This is a genomic window from Streptomyces sp. NPDC030991, from assembly GCF_055571235.1.
Map to the genome: position 1 here is coordinate 36470 of NZ_JBVIFR010000029.1, position 16624 is coordinate 53093.

A 16624-nucleotide genomic window follows, 5' to 3' on the forward strand; every position below is an offset into this window, starting at 1 on the left:
GCTCGCGGCGCCCGGCGGGCATGGCGAAGGGGCCGTCCCGGGCCGGTGTCAGACACCGGCCCGGGACGGCCCCTCAGTGGCTCACCCCGGAGGGGTTACGCCTCCTTGCTCAGATTCGGCCCCGCGGAACCACCCGCGGCCGCGTCCTCGATCGGCGGGACGTCGGGCAGTGCCGACTTCTCCTCACCGCGGAAGGTGAAGGCCTTGGCCTCGCCCTCGCCCTCCGTGTCGACGACCACGATGTGGCCCGGACGCAGCTCGCCGAAGAGGATCTTCTCCGAGAGGGTGTCCTCGACCTCGCGCTGGATGGTGCGACGCAGCGGACGCGCACCCAGCACCGGGTCGTAACCCTTCTTGGAGAGGAGCTCCTTGGCGGACTGCGAGAGCTCGAGGCCCATGTCGCGGTCCTTGAGGCGCTCGTCCACCTTGCCGACCATCAGGTCGACGATCTGCAGGATGTCGTCCTGCGTGAGCTGCGGGAAGACGACGACGTCGTCGACACGGTTGAGGAACTCGGGGCGGAAGTGCTGCTTGAGCTCGTCCGAGACCTTGTTCTTCATGCGCTCGTAGTTGGACTTCGTGTCACCCGTGGCGGCGAAGCCCAGGTTGAAGCCCTTGCTGATGTCACGGGTTCCAAGGTTGGTCGTCATGATGATGACCGTGTTCTTGAAGTCCACGACGCGGCCCTGGGAGTCGGTCAGGCGACCGTCCTCCAGGATCTGCAGCAGCGAGTTGAAGATGTCCGGGTGGGCCTTCTCCACCTCGTCGAAGAGGACGACGGAGAACGGCTTGCGACGGACCTTCTCGGTCAGCTGGCCGCCCTCTTCGTAGCCCACGTAGCCGGGGGGCGAACCGAAGAGACGCGAGACCGTGTGCTTCTCGCTGAACTCCGACATGTCGAGGGAGATCAGCGCGTCCTCGTCACCGAAGAGGAACTCGGCGAGCGCCTTGGACAGCTCGGTCTTACCGACACCGGACGGACCGGCGAAGATGAACGAACCACCCGGACGCTTCGGGTCCTTCAGACCGGCACGCGTACGACGGATCGCCTTCGAGAGCGCCTTGACGGCGTCCTTCTGGCCGATGACCCGCTTGTGGAGCTCGTCCTCCATGCGCAGCAGACGCGAGGACTCCTCCTCGGTCAGCTTGAAGACGGGAATGCCGGTGGCGGTCGCGAGGACCTCGGCGATCAGCTCGCCGTCCACCTCGGCGACGACGTCCATGTCGCCGGCCTTCCACTCCTTCTCGCGCTTGGCCTTCGCGGCGAGCAGCTGCTTCTCCTTGTCGCGGAGAGAAGCTGCCTTCTCGAAGTCCTGGGAGTCGATCGCCGACTCCTTGTCGCGACGCACGCCCGCGATCTTCTCGTCGAACTCGCGGAGGTCCGGCGGCGCGGTCATCCGGCGGATGCGCATCCGGGAGCCGGCCTCGTCGATCAGGTCGATCGCCTTGTCCGGCAGGAAGCGGTCCGAGATGTACCGGTCGGCCAGCGTGGCCGCCTGCACGAGGGCCTCGTCCGTGATCGAGACACGGTGGTGGGCCTCGTAGCGGTCGCGCAGACCCTTGAGGATCTCGATGGTGTGCGGCAGCGACGGCTCCGCGACCTGGATGGGCTGGAAGCGGCGCTCGAGGGCCGCGTCCTTCTCCAGGTGCTTGCGGTACTCGTCGAGCGTGGTGGCACCGATGGTCTGGAGCTCGCCACGGGCCAGCATCGGCTTCAGGATCGAAGCGGCGTCGATGGCGCCCTCGGCGGCACCCGCACCGACCAGCGTGTGCAGCTCGTCGATGAACAGGATGATGTCGCCGCGGGTGCGGATCTCCTTGAGCACCTTCTTCAGGCGCTCCTCGAAGTCACCGCGGTAGCGGGAACCGGCGACCAGCGCACCAAGGTCGAGGGTGTAGAGGTGCTTGTCCTTGAGGGTCTCGGGCACCTCGCCCTTGACGATGGCCTGGGCGAGGCCCTCGACGACGGCGGTCTTGCCGACGCCGGGCTCACCGATCAGGACCGGGTTGTTCTTGGTACGGCGCGACAGGACCTGCATGACGCGCTCGATCTCCTTCTCGCGCCCGATGACCGGGTCGAGCTTGGACTCACGAGCGGCCTGCGTCAGGTTGCGGCCGAACTGGTCGAGCACCAGGGACGTGGAGGGCGTGCCCTCCGCAGGACCGCCACTGGCACCGGCGGTCTCCTTGCCCTGGTAACCGGAGAGCAGCTGGATGACCTGCTGCCGCACCCGGTTGAGGTCGGCGCCCAGCTTGACGAGGACCTGGGCGGCGACGCCCTCGCCCTCGCGGATCAGGCCGAGCAGGATGTGCTCCGTGCCGATGTAGTTGTGGCCCAGCTGAAGGGCCTCGCGGAGCGACAGCTCCAGGACCTTCTTGGCACGGGGGGTGAAGGGGATGTGCCCGGACGGGGCCTGCTGGCCCTGACCGATGATCTCCTCCACCTGCTGGCGGACCGCCTCGAGCGAAATCCCGAGGCTCTCCAGGGCCTTAGCGGCGACACCCTCGCCCTCGTGGATCAAGCCCAGGAGGATGTGCTCGGTGCCGATGTAGTTGTGGTTGAGCATCCGGGCTTCTTCCTGAGCCAGGACGACAACCCGCCGCGCGCGGTCGGTGAACCTCTCGAACATCGTTAATCGCTCCTCAGAGCGGTCAGGCAGTAAAGGGGTCGGTCCCCTCCCTGTCCTTCCGCAGCTTAGTCCCGCAAGCGGGGACCGCTCATTCCAACTGCCGACACCCGGACCCCTTCCTCGACAGTCTCCTGCCCCCGAACGCCGACAACTGCTCCAACCCGATGGTGCGAGACGATGTTCCCGCAGGCCAGGCAGATACCCCCACCATCACTACGCCGATGGCGAACGCGAGATGCCCGGCGCCCTCGTGTCGCCCCTCTCACTAGGGATGTCTTACCCGCACTGACTGACACTCCATGCGGCGCACGCCGGTTCCCTCCGCTACGGGCGAACACCATTGCGCCGCCGCACGCTTCCGTACGCCTGTTTTTCGGCCACGTTGCGCGTTCGGGCCACTACGGCACGTAACTCCTGGGGGCTGTTGAGGGTTGCTCCTGGCATGGTCGCCTCTTCGCCTGTTCCCGGCACCGCCGTTCCGACACCGCGGCGCCCGCTCGACGCGGCCGGATCCGATGCGGTCCGGCAGTGGTACGAGGACGAGCTCGGCTGGGCCGCGACGAGCGGCCCCGAGGGCGCCCGGCTCCGGACGGGCCTGCGGTTCGACGTGCTCCAGCTGCCGGCCGACGCGGGCTACGCGATGCTGCACAGGTGCGATCCCCGTTCTCCGGTGGCCGTCCGGGGGGAGACGATGCAGCTGCTGGTCGCTGCGGGCAGCGCGGAGGAGCTGCCCGGCCTGCTCGACTGGCTCGAGTGGGGGGCGCTGCCCCTGGACCTCGTCGCTGTCGGCGCGGACGGGTTCATCGACGCGCCGACCCCCGCGGGGTGGACCGGCTCGCGGGAGGCCGCCGTATGGGTGCGGCCCCCCGAGCCCGGACGCGAGGTGGAACGGGTGCTGCCGGCCCTGACGACCCTGACGGCCGTCTCGACCTGGTCGGTCCTGGGGGGCGGTGGGGGCGCCCCCGATCTCGTACGACTGGTGGACACGGCGGCGACCCACTGCCACCGGGCCCGACTGCGCCGCGCATCGGCAGCGCCGGAATCTCAGCCGTTCGCCTTCTCATAAGCCTCGCGGATCGCCTGGGGAACACGGCCGCGGTCGTTCACGTCGTGGCCGTTCTCCTTGGCCCAGGCGCGGATCTGCGCGGTGTCCTGGTTACCGCCGGACGCGGCGCGCGCCTTGCCCCGGCCGGTCGTGGAGCGACCACCGGTGCGACGGCCGCTCTTGACGTACGCGTCGAGGAGCCCACGGAGCTTGTCCGCGTTGGCGGTGGTGAGGTCGATCTCGTAAGTCTTACCGTCGAGCGCGAACGTCACGGTCTCGTCCGCCTCGCCACCGTCGAGGTCATCGACAAGAAGGACCTGAACCTTCTGTGCCACCGGATTTCCTTTCATCGATATCCGAAGGGCCGGACCCCGGCGACCATGGCCGCTGTTTCGCCGTCCCCTTGTTATATGCAGTACTGCAGTACGTCGGAAAGCAAACCGCTTTTGCGGGAAAAACACAAACCCCTGGCTGAGATCGGTAGAGATCTCGGAGTTGTACGCTGCCCTGCCGGGGAGAAAACATGCGCGTTTCGGACATAGGGAACCGCTCGTCGGCCGTTGCCGGAATACCGCACGGGGACGATCACAGATGCAGAAGCATCCGGCTGTTGCCCAAGGTGTTCGGTTTCACCCGTTCGAGACCGAGGAACTCCGCCACGCCCTCGTCATAGGAACGCAGCAGCTCGCTGTAGACATCGGTGTCGACCGTATCGACCGGAGTCTCGCCGATCTCCACGAAGCCGTGCTTGGCGAAGAACTCGACTTCGAAGGTGAGACAGAAAACGCGCCGAACACCGAGCCAGCGCGCGGTCCCGAGCAGCTTGTCCAGCAACTGGTGACCCACGCCAGCGCCCTTGACCTGCGGGTTCACCGCGAGTGTGCGGACTTCCGCCAGGTCTTCCCACATGACGTGGAGCGCGCCGCAGCCGACGACCTCCGCGTTGTCGTCACGTTCCGCGACCCAGAACTCCTGGATGTCCTCGTAAAGCGTCACGGTCGCTTTGTCGAGCAGGATCCCCCGGCGGCTGTACGCGTCGAGCAGTCGGCGCACCGCCGGCACATCGGCGGTCCTGGCCCTGCGGACGGTGACCGCTTTAGTGGTCGAATCGGAGCGGGTGAAGACTTCGGGGGGCTCTGCTGGCATGAGCGGACGCTATCGCCCGGTCCCGTCGTCCGCTTCCCCGGGTCCGGAGGGGACTTCGGACGGCACTTCGGGTGCCACTTCGGTCGGTACTTCGGACGGCACTTCAGCGGGCACTTCGACGGGTACTTCGGCGGGTACTTCGGGCTGAACGATCCGCATGGCATCCCGGAGCGCTTCGCGCTGCTGGGACGACATCATGCCGAAGAAGGCGACGAGCGCGGCTGCCGGGTTGTCGCTGCGTCCCCATGCCTCGTTCATCAGTGCGGCCGAGTAGGCGGCGCGGGTGGAGACGGCCTCATATCGATAGGCCCGGCCTTCCGCCTCGCGACGCACCCAGCCCTTCTGATGGAGATTGTCCAATACGGTCATGACCGTCGTGTACGCGATCGACCGTTCCTGCTGGAGATCCTCCAGGACTTCCCTCACCGTCACCGGGCGGTTCCACTTCCACACCCGTGTCATCACTGCGTCTTCGAGTTCTCCCAAGGGGCGGGGCACGAGCAGCACAATAGTGGGAGAAGACGGTAATTCAACGCACAACGTGGCAAACGGCTTCAATCAATAGCAAAAGGGGCGCCCGTCGGGCGCCCCTCACCACGGTCGCGGCCGTGGGACCGGCACTGTCAGGCGCCGGCCTCGTGCTGCACGGGGCCACCCTGCCGGGCGGCCTCGGCGCGCGCGAGGGCGGCGTCGACGGCCGCGTCCTCCTTGGCCTTCTTGTCGCCACCCTGCGACTTCACGATCGTCACGATCAGGCGGATGAAGAACACGGCCATCACTACGGGGGGCACGAGCGCGGAGACGTATTCCATGCCCCCCAGAGTAGCTAGCCCGCGGCCAGTTGCTGCGGCGGGGCCGCGGGCTGCGCGGGTCGGCGCTTGGGCGGGAAGACCTCGGCCGGGGTGGGCATGGGCTTCGGCGGGCTGCTCGGCCCGGGCTTCGCGGGCTGCCGGTCGGTGTTCGCCAGGCCGCCGGGCAGCGCGAGCAGGTGCGTACGGGAGGCGGGGACGCGGGGGCGGTGGCGGGCTTCCAGCCGGTCCCGCACGGCCTGCTCGGCCAGGGCCTGGCAGCGGCCCAGGAGGGCTGCCGCGGCGGGGATGTGGCGCAGGGCGCGCAGCCCCGCGAGGTCGTCGGCGCCGGGTTGGTGGCCGGCCGCCAGGGCGTCCTCGAGGAGGCCCAGGTAGCCGGTGACGGAGCCGGGCAGGGCGGCCCGGTACCGGTCGAGGTCGGCGAGGAGGAAGGCCCGCAGACGGGCGCTCTCCCGCTTGGCCTCGTCGACCGATTCCGCGAGTCGGAGACAGTCCCGGACGTCCTTGTCCGAGGCGGGGCTGGGATGGAGGGCGAGGGCGAGGGCGCGTCGGAGCACACGCAGCTCTTCTGCACCGAACGCCAGGCCGCCGCGGTTTCCGTAGGGCGTGGGCATGGAGTGACGGTACGGCCTATTACGGGCAAATCGGCTTAACCGGCAATTCCCGGCGCGCCCCTGCCCTACATGCCCTACATGCCCTACAGGCGGGAGACGTTGCGCTCGTAGACGAGTCGCAGTCCGATCAGGGTCAGCCACGGCTCGTGCTCGTCGATGACCGACGCCTCGCCGAGGATGATGGGCGCGAGTCCGCCGGTGGCGATGACGGTGACGTCGTCCGGGTCGGCCGTCAGTTCCTTGGCCATCCGGTGCACGACCCCGTCGACCTGGCCCGCGAAGCCGTAGACGATGCCCGACTGCATGGCCTCGACGGTGTTCTTGCCGATGACGCTGCGCGGCCGGGCCAGCTCGATCTTGCGGAGCTGCGCGCCGCGTACGCCGAGCGCCTCGACGGAGATCTCGATGCCGGGGGCGATCACGCCGCCCGCGTACTCCCCGCGCGCGGAGACCGCGTCGAACGTCGTCGCCGTGCCGAAGTCCACGACGATCGCGGGGCCGCCGTACAGCTCGACGGCCGCGACCGCGTTGATGATGCGGTCGGCGCCGACCTCCTTCGGGTTGTCCATGAGGATCGGGACGCCGGTCTTGATGCCGGGTTCGACCAGGACCGCGGGGACGTCGCCGTAGTAGCGGCGGGTCACTTCGCGCAGCTCGTGCAGGACCGAGGGGACGGTCGAGCAGATGGCGATGCCGTCGATGCCGTCACCGAGTTCGTCGCCGAGCAGCGGGTGCATGCCCATCAGCCCCTGGAGCAGGACGGCGAGTTCGTCGGCGGTTCTGCGCGCGTCGGTGGAGATGCGCCAGTGCTCGACGATCTCCTCGCCGTCGAACAGGCCGAGAACGGTGTGGGTGTTGCCCACATCGATGGTGAGCAGCATCAGAGTGCCGCCTCACGCAGATCAAGGCCGATGTCCAGGATCGGCGAGGAGTGGGTGAGAGCGCCGACCGCGAGGAAGTCGACGCCGGTCTTCGCGTACGTGGCCGCGTTCTCCAGCGTCAGCCGGCCCGAGGACTCCAGGAGCGCGCGGCCGGCCGTGATCGCCACGGCCTCCTCCGTCTCGCCCGGCGTGAAGTTGTCCAGCAGGATCAGGTCGGCGCCGGCGTCCAGGACCTCGCGGAGCTGGTGGACCGTGTCGACCTCGACCTCGACCGGCAGGCCGGGGAAGCGGTCGCGGACCGCCTGGAAGGCTTCGGCGACGCCGCCTGCCGCGACCACGTGGTTGTCCTTGACCAGGGCCGCGTCCGAGAGGGACATGCGGTGGTTGACGCCGCCGCCCGCGCGGACCGCGTACTTCTCCAGGGAGCGCAGGCCGGGGGTGGTCTTGCGGGTGTCGCGGACCTGCGTCCCCGTGCCGTCCAGGGCGTCCGCCCACGCGCGCGTGGCCGTGGCGATGCCCGAGAGGCGGCACAGGAGGTTGAGCGCGCTGCGCTCCGCGGTGAGCAGGTCGCGGGTGCGGGTGGTGACGGACAGGAGTTTCTGGCCCGCCGCCACGCGGTCGCCGTCCTCGGCGTGCCGCTCGACCTCGAACTCGTCGGTGGCCACTACGGAGATGATCGCCTCGGCGACGCGCAGGCCCGCCACGACACCGTTCTCGCGGGCGGTGAAGTCGGCGGTGGCGACGGCGTCTTCGGGGATCGTGGCGACCGTCGTCACGTCGACGCCGCCGTCGAGGTCCTCGGTGATCGCCATGTGGGCGATGTCCTCGATCTCGACGGGGTGCAGGCCCGCGTCGAGCAGGAGCTGGGCGAGCGACGGGTCGAGGCCGCACTCCATGGCGTCCTCGGAGGACTCCTGCGAACAGCCGCAGTTGTCACCACAGCCGCCGCTGTCGGCGTCTGCCAGGGGGAGGTCGGGGGTGGCGCTCACTTCGGTCACTGCTCCTGGGGGTTCGTTGCCGTTGCGGGGAAGTCTGCGGTGGCCGTGGTGTGTGTGGCCAGGGTCCTGTCGGGATTCAGGCGTACGACGATGTGGCGGCGCCAGTTGGTGTCGTCGCGGTCGGCGTGGTCCTCGCGCCAGTGGCAGCCGCGGGTCTCCTCGCGGCGGCGGGCGGCGGCGACCAGGACGCGGGCCACGCACAGCAGGTTCGTGGCCTCCCAGGTGTCGACGCCGGGTTCGGCGGTCTTGCCGTCCTCGGCGAGGGAGTTGACCGCCTCGGCGTGGATGCGGCCGAGGCCGGCGGCGGCCTCGGCAAGGGAGTCGGCGGAGCGGAGCACGCCCGCGCCCGCCGTCATGACCCGCTGGATGGCGAAGCGGGCCTCCGGCGGGAGGAGGGGGTGGGTCGGGGTCCGCGGGTGCGGAACCGGGGTGGGCACGCGCGCGTGGAGGTGCTTCGCGGCGTGCTGCTTCTTGATGTCGTCCGCGATGCGCTCCGCGTAGACGAGCCCTTCGAGGAGCGAGTTGGAGGCGAGGCGGTTCGCGCCGTGGACGCCCGTGCAGGCGACCTCTCCGCACGCGTACAGGCCGGGCACCGTGGTGCGGCCGTGCAGGTCGGTGCGGACGCCGCCGGACGCGTAGTGGGCGGCCGGGGCGATCGGGATGGGCTCCGTGACGGGGTCGATGCCGTGGGCGCGGCAGGAGGCGAGGATCGTGGGGAAGCGGTGCTCCCACATGTCGGCGCCGAAGTGCCGCCCGTCGAGGTACATGTACTCGGTGCCGAGCTCCTGCATGCGGCGCGTGATGCCCTTGGCGACGATGTCGCGGGGCGCCAGTTCGGCGAGCTCGTGCTGCCCGACCATGAAGCGCACGCCGTCCGCGTCCACCAGGTGGGCGCCCTCGCCGCGTACGGCTTCGGAGACGAGGGGCTGCTGGCCCTCCGCGTCCGCGCCGAGGAAGAGCACGGTCGGGTGGAACTGGACGAATTCCAGGTCGCTGACCTCGGCGCCCGCGCGGAGCGCGAGGGCCACGCCGTCGCCGGTGGACACGTGCGGGTTGGTGGTCGCCGAGTAGACCTGGCCCATGCCGCCGGTGGCGAGGACCACGGCGGGGGCGAGGACCGCGCCGACGCCGTCGTGCTGGCCCTCCCCCATGACATGCAGGGAGACGCCGGCCGTCCCGCCGTCGGCGTCCGTCAGCAGGTCCAGGACCAGGGCGTTCTCCACTGTGCGCACCCCACGCGCGCGGACCGCGTCGACGAGCGCCCGGGAGATCTCGGCGCCGCTCGCGTCGCCGCCCGCGTGGGCGATGCGGCGGCGGTGGTGGCCGCCCTCGCGGGTCAGGTCGAGTTCGCCGTCGGCGGTCTCGTCGAAGCGGGCGCCGGTCGCGATCAGCCGGCGTACGGCGTCGGGGCCCTCGGTGACCAGGGTGCGTACCGCGTGCTCGTCGCAGAGGCCGGCGCCCGCGACCAGGGTGTCGTCCAGGTGCTCGTCGGGGGTGTCGCCCTCGCCGAGCGCCGCGGCGATGCCGCCCTGCGCCCAGCGGGTGGAGCCGTCGTCGAGGCGGGCCTTGGTGACGACGACCGTGGTCAGGCCGGCGGCCTCGCAGCGCAGGGCGGCGGTCAGGCCCGCGACGCCGGAGCCGACGATCACGACGTCGGCCTCGACGGACCAGCCGGGGGCGGGGGCGTGCAGACGTATGCCGGTGGTGGTCACGGGCGGGCTCCGAACGTCAGGGGCAGGTTGTCGATCAGCCGGGTCGTCCCCACGCGCGCGGCGACGGCGAGGAGGGCGTCGCCCTCGAAGTCGTCGCCGATGTCGGTGAGGTCGGTCGGGTCGACCAGGGCCAGGTAGTCCAGTTCGACCGGCGGGCGCAGGCGCGCGGCCTCGTCCAGGATCTGGCGGGCCGCGGCGCGGACGGCCGCGGGGCCGCCCGGGGAGGCGACGGCGTGGGCGTCGGCCGCGGCGCGGGCCTCGCCGAGCGCGCCCAGCGCCTGGGCTCGCGCGCGGGTGGACGGGCTCTCGGCGGCACGCGCGCGCAGGGCCTCTTGTGCGGCGTGCCGGTCGCGGCCCGCGAACAGGGCGCGGGAGAGGGCGAGGGCGCTGTGGCGCTCCTCGGGCGAGAGGTAGCGGTTGCGGGAGGAGAGGGCCAGGCCGTCGGCCTCGCGGACCGTGGGTACGGCGACGATTTCCACGTCGAAGTTGAGGTCGCGCGCCATGCGGCGGATCAGGGCGAGTTGCTGGGCGTCCTTCTGTCCGAACAGGGCGACGTCCGCGCGCGTGAGGTGCAGGAGCTTGGCGACGACGGTGAGCATGCCGTCGAAGTGGCCGGGGCGCGAGGCCCCTTCGAGGCGCTCTCCCATCGGTCCGGCCGCGATGCGTACCTGTGGCCGGCCGCCTGGGTAGACCTCGTCGACGGACGGCGCGAACACGGCGTCGGCGCCCGCCTGTTCGGCGATCTTGATGTCGGCGTCCAGGGTGCGCGGGTAGCGGTCGAGGTCTTCGCCCGCGCCGAACTGCAGCGGGTTCACGAAGACGGTGACGACCACTTCGCCGTCGGCGCCCGCGCGTGCGCGCGCCGTGCGGATGAGGGTGGCGTGGCCCTCGTGCAGGGCGCCCATGGTCATGACGACGACGCGCAGGCCGGTACGCGTGCGTGCCCGCAGTTGCTCGCCCTCGTGGAGCAGTGCCGTGCTCATCGTGGGTCCTCCGCGCCGGTCGCGAGGACGCCGAGCAGGTCCTCGGCGAGCTCGGGCTTCAACAGGCCGTGCGCCAGGGCGCGGTCGGCGGTCGCGCGGGCCATCGCGAGGTACCCGGCGACGGTCCCGGGGGCGTGCTTGCGCAACTCCGTGACGTGTGCGGCGACGGTGCCGGCGTCGCCGCGCGCGACGGGTCCTGTGAGGGCCGCGTCGCCGGACCTGAGCGCGTTGTCGAGAGCGGCGCCGAGCAGCGGGCCGAGCATCCGGTCCGGGGCGGTGACGCCCGCGTCGCGGAGCAGGTCCATGGCTTCGGCGACCAGGGTGACCAGGTGGTTCGCGCCGAGCGCGAGGGCCGCGTGGTAGAGCGGCCGCATCTCTTCGGCGATCCATTCGGGCTCGCCGCCCATCTCGATGACCAGGGCTTCGGCGGCGAGGCGCAGCTCCTCGGGCGCGGTCACGCCGAACGAGCAGCCGGCCAGTCGCTGGACGTCGACGGCGGTGCCGGTGAAGGTCATCGCGGGGTGCAGCGCGAGGGGCAGGGCGCCGGCGCGCAGGGCCGGGTCGAGGACCTTGGTGCCGTGCCGGCCCGAGGTGTGCGCGAGCAGTTGCCCCGGGCGTACGGAGCCGGTCCCGACGAACCCCTCGACGAGGCCGGGCAGCGCGTCGTCGGGGACGGTGAGCAGCACGAGGTCGGCGCGTGCGAGCACCTCGGCGGGTGGCACGACGGGGACGTCGGGGAGCAGGGCGGCGGCTCGCCTGACGGAGGCGTCGGAGACCGCGGAGACGGCGACGGGGCGGTGCCCGGCCAGCTGGAGCGAGGCGGCGAGCGCGGGACCCACGCGGCCGGCGCCGACGACGCCCACGGTGAGGCGGGCCGGGCGGTCCCTGGGGTCGCTGGGCTCGGGTCGGGGGTTCGGGGAGGGAAGTGACACGGGGCGAGGGCCTTCCGTTCCAGTCCGCTCGGGGTACCGGACGATTTCTCGTCATGTTAACGCTATCTGGGCGGGCGAGCCTCGGCTGTCCACAGGCTGTGGGCAAGCGCACGCGTGTGCGACATGATCCGGGGATGAGTGACACGTACGGGACCGAGGAGTCCGCGGAGGAGAGGCAGGCGGCGCGGCGGCTCGCGGCCTGGCGGGGTGCGGAGCGCACGCTGGCGCGGCGGCCGGACGAGGCGACGCTGGGTGAGCGGCTCGCGCAGCTCGCGGAGGCCGCGGGCTCGGTGACCGACCCCGACGGCGACCTCGACTGGTACGGCGGCGGGGTCGTCGCGCGGCTGGAGACGAAGGTCGCCGCGCTGCTCGGCAAGGATGCGGCCGCGTTCTTCCCCAGCGGCACGATGGCGCAGCAGGTCGCGTTGCGCTGCTGGGCCGGGCGCACCGGCAACTCCACCGTCGCCCTGCACCCGCTGGGCCATCCGGAGGTCCATGAGCGGGACGCCCTGTCCACGGTGACGGGTCTGCGCACGGTGCACCCCACCCACGCGCCGCGCCAGATCACGGCCGGTGAGGTGGACGCCCTGGACGAGCCGTTCGGGACGCTGATGCTCGAACTGCCGCTCAGGGACGCCGGTTTCGTCCTGCCTGCCTGGCAGGAGCTGGAGGAGGTGTGCGAGGCGGCCCGCGCGCGTGACGCCGTCGTGCACTTCGACGGGGCCCGCCTGTGGGAGTGCACGGAGCACTTCGGGCGTCCCTTGGACGAGATCGCGGGGCTCGCGGACAGCGTCTACGTGTCGTTCTACAAGACGCTGGGCGGGATCAGCGGCGCGGCGCTCGCGGGCCCGCAGTCGTTCGTCGACGAGGCCAGGGCGTGGCGGCACCGCTACGGGGGCCAGATCTTCCAGCAGTTCCCGCAGGCCATCGCCGCACTGGTCGGCCTGGACCGGGAGCTGCCGAGGCTGCCGGAGTACGTGCTCCACGCGCGCGTGGTCGCGAAGGCGATGCGGGAGGGGTTCGCGGCGGCCGGGGCCGGCTGGGTGCGGGTCCACCCGGAGGTGCCGCACACGCACGAGTTCCGGGTGTGGCTGCCCTATGACCCGGACGTGCTCACGGAGGCGGCCGTGGCGCAGGCGGAGGAGACGAAGGCGGCACTGTTCGGGCGCTGGTCGGCGACGGATGTGCCGGGGCTTTCGGTCACCGAGGTCACGGTCGCCGGGCCTGGCCTGGCGTGGGGCGCCGACGACGTCCGCGCGGCCGTCGCGGACTTCGTGCGGCGCCTGCCGGGGCGGCCGTAGCGGCTCAGCACCCCGCGGCGGGCCGGTGCGGGGCGGTGCGGCGGGTGCGGAGGGCGGCGAACCCGCGGGCCAGGGCCGCGCGGATCCGGCCGCGGGCCGGGCGGCCGGCCAGGACCGCTTCGAAGCGGCGGTAGTCGCGCAGCTCGCGCAGGGCGGACCAGTCATGCAGGCTGGGGGCGGGCCCCACGGTTTCGCCGCGCTGGGCGGCGCGGTAGGCGTCGAGGGCGTACTGCTGGCTGACGGACATGGCGAACACCTCACTCAACAACTCGATTGTCGCGCTACGCCCCATGAAGTAACAGTTGAGCCGCTATCTGCGTGTCTCTCGTACTTCGTGCTGCTCTGCCGTACTTCGGGGCCGATGACCATGAGACTGCTCCCGGCTCCGGTCTCCGGTCACGTCGATTGACGGGAGCCGTCAATCGAGGTCCCGGCTGTCAGTGGCGGCGTGCACCATGGGGTCATGAGCGTGCGCATCGACATCACGGGCCTGACGCCGGAGCGCGTCAGCGTCGTGCCCTCGCCCCTGGCCGAGCTCGGCATGGCGCTGCACGCGCTCGCCGAGCCCGCACACCACCCGGGGTTGCAGGGGTGGACGACGAGCGTCTCCACGCGCCTGGACCCGTGTCTCGCGGACCGGCTGTGCGAGGCCGACTTCCTCTGGCGCACGACGTTCTCCGACGTCTTCACGCCGTCGGCCGGGATCGCCGGGCGGCGCACCCGCCCCGGGGCGACGCTGGCCGAGGAGCTCGACCTGCTCGACAAGCTGTCCGACGAGCAGTTCGTCGACGCCGCGCTGGAGTTCACCTGCCAGTCCACCTACGCGAGCCGGACCGTCAGCCGCCTCGACGACCCGCGCACCCGTGAGCGCGCGCTCGACCTCGCGGCGGCGCGCGGGGCGCACCAGGTGCGTTTCACGCAGCGCCTGTTGGACGATCCGCCGGCGATCAGGTCCTGGTTCCGCGAGCTGCTGCGGGAGTGCGAGGAGGCGTTCTTCTCCGACGTGTGGGCGCGGGTCCAGCACCAGCTGGCGGCCGACGCGCGGCACAAGACGGAGCTGGTGCGGCGCAAGGGGCTCGGGGAGGCCCTCACGGCGGCCTCCGCGGCGGTCTCGCTTGCCGACGCGGGCCGCACCGTCACCGTGGACAAGATCACCGACGGGGTCACGGCGACGGAGGACGGCGACCTGGTTCTGATCCCGACCAGCCTCGGCTGGCCCCATCTGTGGGTGCTGCACCGCGCGGGCTGGCAGCCCGTGATCATGTACCCGGTCTCGTCACCGGGGCTCGCGGCACCGCCCTCCGTCGAGCAGCTGACGCTGCGCATGTCCGCGCTGGCCCACCCGGTGCGGATGCGGCTCTGCCGCCACCTCGCGCGCGGCTCGTACACGACCGGTGAGCTGGCGGACGCGCACGGCATGTCGGCGCCGGAGATATCCCGGCACCTGGCGGTCCTGAAGAAGGCGGGTCTGATCACGACGCGCCGCCAAGGGCGCTACGTGCAGCACCAGTTGGATCTGAGCGTGGTCTCGCGCCTCGGCGGCGACTTCATCGAGGGCGTACTGCGCTGAGGTGCCGCCGCCCGCACTCGCCCCCGTGGCTTCAGCCGTGCCCGCCTGCGCGGACGAGGCCCGTCTCGTAGGCGAGGACGACGACCTGCACGCGGTCGCGCAGGTCCAGCTTGGTGAGGATGCGGCCGACGTGGGTCTTCACCGTGGCCTCGGAGAGCACGAGGTGGGCGGCGATCTCGCCGTTCGACAGCCCCTGCGCGACCAGGATCATGACCTCGCGCTCGCGCTCGGTGAGCCGCGCCAGGTGCTTGTGCTGCGGCTCCTTGTTCCCGCTGGGCAGCATCGGAGCGAACCGGTCGAGCAGGCGTCGCGTCGTCGACGGCGCGACGACCGCGTCGCCACTGTGCACGGAGCGGATCGCGGTGAGCAGCTCACCGGGCGGCACGTCCTTGAGCATGAAGCCGGAGGCGCCTGCCTTCAGCCCGGAGAACGCGTACTCGTCGAGGTCGAACGTCGTCAGGATCAGCACCTTCGGCGGGTTCGGCCCCGAGCAGATCCGTCGCGTCGCCTCGACCCCGTCCAGTTTCGGCATGCGTACGTCCATGAGGACCACGTCCACCGCTGTCGCGCGCAGCACCTCCAGCGCCTCGACGCCGTCGCCCGCTTCGGCGACGACCTCCATGTCCGGCTGGGCGGCGAGCACCATCCGGAAGCCGGTGCGCAGCAGCACCTGGTCGTCGACGAGCATGACCTTGATCGACATCGGGCGGGTCCTCACATCTCGTGGCCACTTGTGCGGGTTCGGTTGCTGGTACGTGTCAATGGGCGGGCTTGAGAGGCAGCAGGGCGCTGATACGGAAGCCTCCGCCGGGGCGCGGGCCCGCGTCCAGCGTCCCGCCGACCATACCGACGCGCTCGCGCATCCCGATCAGGCCGTGGCCGCGGCCGTCAGCGCCGCCGTCCTCGTACATCTCGTGCGGGGCGCCCTTGCCGTCGTCCTCGACGAGCAGGCCGAGACCGTCGTCGAAGTAGACGAGGCGGACGCTCGCGCCCGCGTGCTCGCCACCGTGCTTGCGGGTGTTGGTGAGGGCTTCCTGCACGATGCGGTACGCGGTCAGCTCGACGCCGCTGGGCAGCGGGCGCGGGGTGCCCTCCACCTTGAAATCGACCGGCAGGCCCGCGGTGCGCACCTGCTCGACGAGGTCCTCGATCTGGTCGACGTCGGGCTGCGGCACGTACTCGCCGCCCTCCTCGTGCTCGCCGGTGCGCAGCACGCCGAGCAGCCGGCGCATCTCGGCGAGCGCCTGCCGGCCCGTCCCCGAGATGGTCTCCAGCGCCTTCCTGGCCTGGTCGGGCGCCTGGTCGAGGACGTAGGCGGCGCCGTCGGCCTGCACCACCATCACCGACACGTTGTGCGCGACGACATCGTGCAACTCGCGCGCGATGCGTGCCCGTTCGGCCGCGACGGCGACCTTCGACTGGGCCTCGCGCTCCTTCTCCAGACGGTCGGCGCGCTCCTCCAGCTGCGCCAGGTAGGCGCGGCGGGTGCGCAGCGAGTCGCCGAGGACCCAGGCGAGGGCGAACGGCACCATCTGGAAGACGGTGACCGCGACATGCCCGGCGCCGCTGGTCATCGTCGTGGACCAGCGCAGCTCCGAGAGCGGCGCCGCGCACAACCCGCCGACGAGGGCGAGCCGGGACGCCCAGCGGGGGCCGGACACGGCGACGGTGTAGATGATCACCAGCATGGCGAAGTCCGACGGATTGGCGCTCGCGTCGAAGACCAGCTGGCCCACGCCCGCGGCGATCGCGAGCAGCAGCATCTTCTCTGGCATGCGGCGGCGCAACGCCACGACCACGGACAACACGACGGCACAGACGATCGACGCCGTCTCGTTGCCGCGCGGTGGTGATCCGTTCACGCTGCTACCGCTCGCCACCGAGATCCCGAGCAGGATCACGGCCCAGAAGCCATCGACCCACGTCGGGTGTCTGCGGAGGAAGTCGTAGAGGCGCTGCACGTAACCCAGAGTAGGTAAGTCCGCAGCGTGCAGGGGTCAACC

Annotated in this window: 17 protein-coding genes; 3 read left to right on the forward strand and 14 right to left on the reverse strand. The window is 71.2% G+C overall.

Annotation, left to right across the window (positions count from 1 at the left end):
* Positions 1-95 precede the first annotated feature (95 nt).
* Complete coding sequence (locus ACZ45E_RS35570) at positions 96-2630, reverse strand: ATP-dependent Clp protease ATP-binding subunit (RefSeq protein ID WP_468229336.1); 2535 nt, start codon at positions 2628-2630, stop codon at positions 96-98.
* A 442-nt stretch (positions 2631-3072) separates the two neighbouring features.
* Here ACZ45E_RS35570 and ACZ45E_RS35575 point away from each other — a divergent pair, with 442 nt between their 5' ends.
* Complete coding sequence (locus ACZ45E_RS35575; RefSeq protein WP_468229339.1) at positions 3073-3696, forward strand: SCO3374 family protein; 624 nt, start codon at positions 3073-3075, stop codon at positions 3694-3696.
* On the opposite strand, the gene ACZ45E_RS35580 is transcribed toward ACZ45E_RS35575, so the two are convergent.
* The 10 genes from ACZ45E_RS35580 to ACZ45E_RS35625 all read right to left on the reverse strand — a co-directional run bounded on the left by ACZ45E_RS35580 (position 3675) and on the right by ACZ45E_RS35625 (position 11750).
* On the reverse strand, positions 3675-4010 hold the full coding sequence (locus tag ACZ45E_RS35580) for a histone-like nucleoid-structuring protein Lsr2 (RefSeq protein WP_468229342.1): 336 nt from the start codon (positions 4008-4010) through the stop codon (positions 3675-3677). The genes ACZ45E_RS35575 and ACZ45E_RS35580 overlap by 22 nt on opposite strands.
* Before the next feature lie 250 nt (positions 4011-4260).
* Positions 4261-4821: an amino-acid N-acetyltransferase gene (locus tag ACZ45E_RS35585; protein WP_468229344.1), complete on the reverse strand. Its 561-nt coding sequence runs from the start codon at positions 4819-4821 to the stop codon at positions 4261-4263.
* A gap of 9 nt (positions 4822-4830) precedes the next feature.
* Positions 4831-5319: a BlaI/MecI/CopY family transcriptional regulator gene (locus tag ACZ45E_RS35590; protein ID WP_468229347.1), complete on the reverse strand. Its 489-nt coding sequence runs from the start codon at positions 5317-5319 to the stop codon at positions 4831-4833.
* Between the two features lie 125 nt (positions 5320-5444).
* Positions 5445-5633 carry a hypothetical protein gene (locus ACZ45E_RS35595; protein ID WP_468229350.1) on the reverse strand — a complete coding sequence of 63 codons (189 nt, stop codon included), beginning with the start codon at positions 5631-5633 and terminating at the stop codon, positions 5445-5447.
* Between the two features lie 14 nt (positions 5634-5647).
* Positions 5648-6244 carry a hypothetical protein gene (locus ACZ45E_RS35600; protein WP_468229352.1) on the reverse strand — a complete coding sequence of 199 codons (597 nt, stop codon included), beginning with the start codon at positions 6242-6244 and terminating at the stop codon, positions 5648-5650.
* Between the two features lie 83 nt (positions 6245-6327).
* On the reverse strand, positions 6328-7125 hold the full coding sequence (locus ACZ45E_RS35605; protein WP_468229355.1) for a type III pantothenate kinase: 798 nt from the start codon (positions 7123-7125) through the stop codon (positions 6328-6330).
* The gene (nadC, locus tag ACZ45E_RS35610; protein WP_468229358.1) at positions 7125-8123 is read right to left on the reverse strand and encodes a carboxylating nicotinate-nucleotide diphosphorylase; all 999 of its coding nucleotides are present in this window, start codon (positions 8121-8123) and stop codon (positions 7125-7127) included. Before nadC ends, ACZ45E_RS35605 begins: the two co-directional genes overlap by 1 nt.
* Entirely contained in the window at positions 8120-9835 is a 1716-nt protein-coding gene (locus ACZ45E_RS35615) for an L-aspartate oxidase (RefSeq protein WP_468229361.1), read from the reverse strand. Before ACZ45E_RS35615 ends, nadC begins: the two co-directional genes overlap by 4 nt.
* Positions 9832-10818 (reverse strand): pantoate--beta-alanine ligase, encoded by a 987-nt coding sequence (panC, locus tag ACZ45E_RS35620; RefSeq protein ID WP_468229364.1) that lies wholly within the window; start codon positions 10816-10818, stop codon positions 9832-9834. The genes ACZ45E_RS35615 and panC overlap by 4 nt, the downstream gene beginning before the upstream one ends.
* The gene (locus tag ACZ45E_RS35625) at positions 10815-11750 is read right to left on the reverse strand and encodes a Rossmann-like and DUF2520 domain-containing protein (protein ID WP_468229367.1); all 936 of its coding nucleotides are present in this window, start codon (positions 11748-11750) and stop codon (positions 10815-10817) included. The genes panC and ACZ45E_RS35625 overlap by 4 nt, the downstream gene beginning before the upstream one ends.
* A 134-nt stretch (positions 11751-11884) precedes the next feature.
* Here ACZ45E_RS35625 and ACZ45E_RS35630 point away from each other — a divergent pair, with 134 nt between their 5' ends.
* The gene (locus ACZ45E_RS35630) at positions 11885-13051 is read left to right on the forward strand and encodes a threonine aldolase family protein (RefSeq protein WP_468229370.1); all 1167 of its coding nucleotides are present in this window, start codon (positions 11885-11887) and stop codon (positions 13049-13051) included.
* 4 nt (positions 13052-13055) lie between these two features.
* On the opposite strand, the gene ACZ45E_RS35635 is transcribed toward ACZ45E_RS35630, so the two are convergent.
* Positions 13056-13298 (reverse strand): hypothetical protein, encoded by a 243-nt coding sequence (locus ACZ45E_RS35635; protein ID WP_468229374.1) that lies wholly within the window; start codon positions 13296-13298, stop codon positions 13056-13058.
* Positions 13299-13514: 216 nt separating this feature from the next.
* Here ACZ45E_RS35635 and ACZ45E_RS35640 point away from each other — a divergent pair, with 216 nt between their 5' ends.
* Positions 13515-14621, forward strand: a complete 1107-nt coding sequence (locus tag ACZ45E_RS35640; RefSeq protein ID WP_468229377.1) for a DUF5937 family protein — start codon at positions 13515-13517, stop codon at positions 14619-14621.
* Between the two features lie 31 nt (positions 14622-14652).
* Here the strand turns inward: ACZ45E_RS35640 and ACZ45E_RS35645 are convergent, their stop codons facing one another.
* Together ACZ45E_RS35645 and ACZ45E_RS35650 are read right to left on the reverse strand one after the other, a co-directional pair.
* Positions 14653-15324 (reverse strand): response regulator transcription factor, encoded by a 672-nt coding sequence (locus tag ACZ45E_RS35645; protein WP_468229380.1) that lies wholly within the window; start codon positions 15322-15324, stop codon positions 14653-14655.
* A 55-nt stretch (positions 15325-15379) separates the two neighbouring features.
* Entirely contained in the window at positions 15380-16582 is a 1203-nt protein-coding gene (locus ACZ45E_RS35650) for a sensor histidine kinase (RefSeq protein WP_468229382.1), read from the reverse strand.
* Positions 16583-16624: the final 42 nt, after the last annotated feature.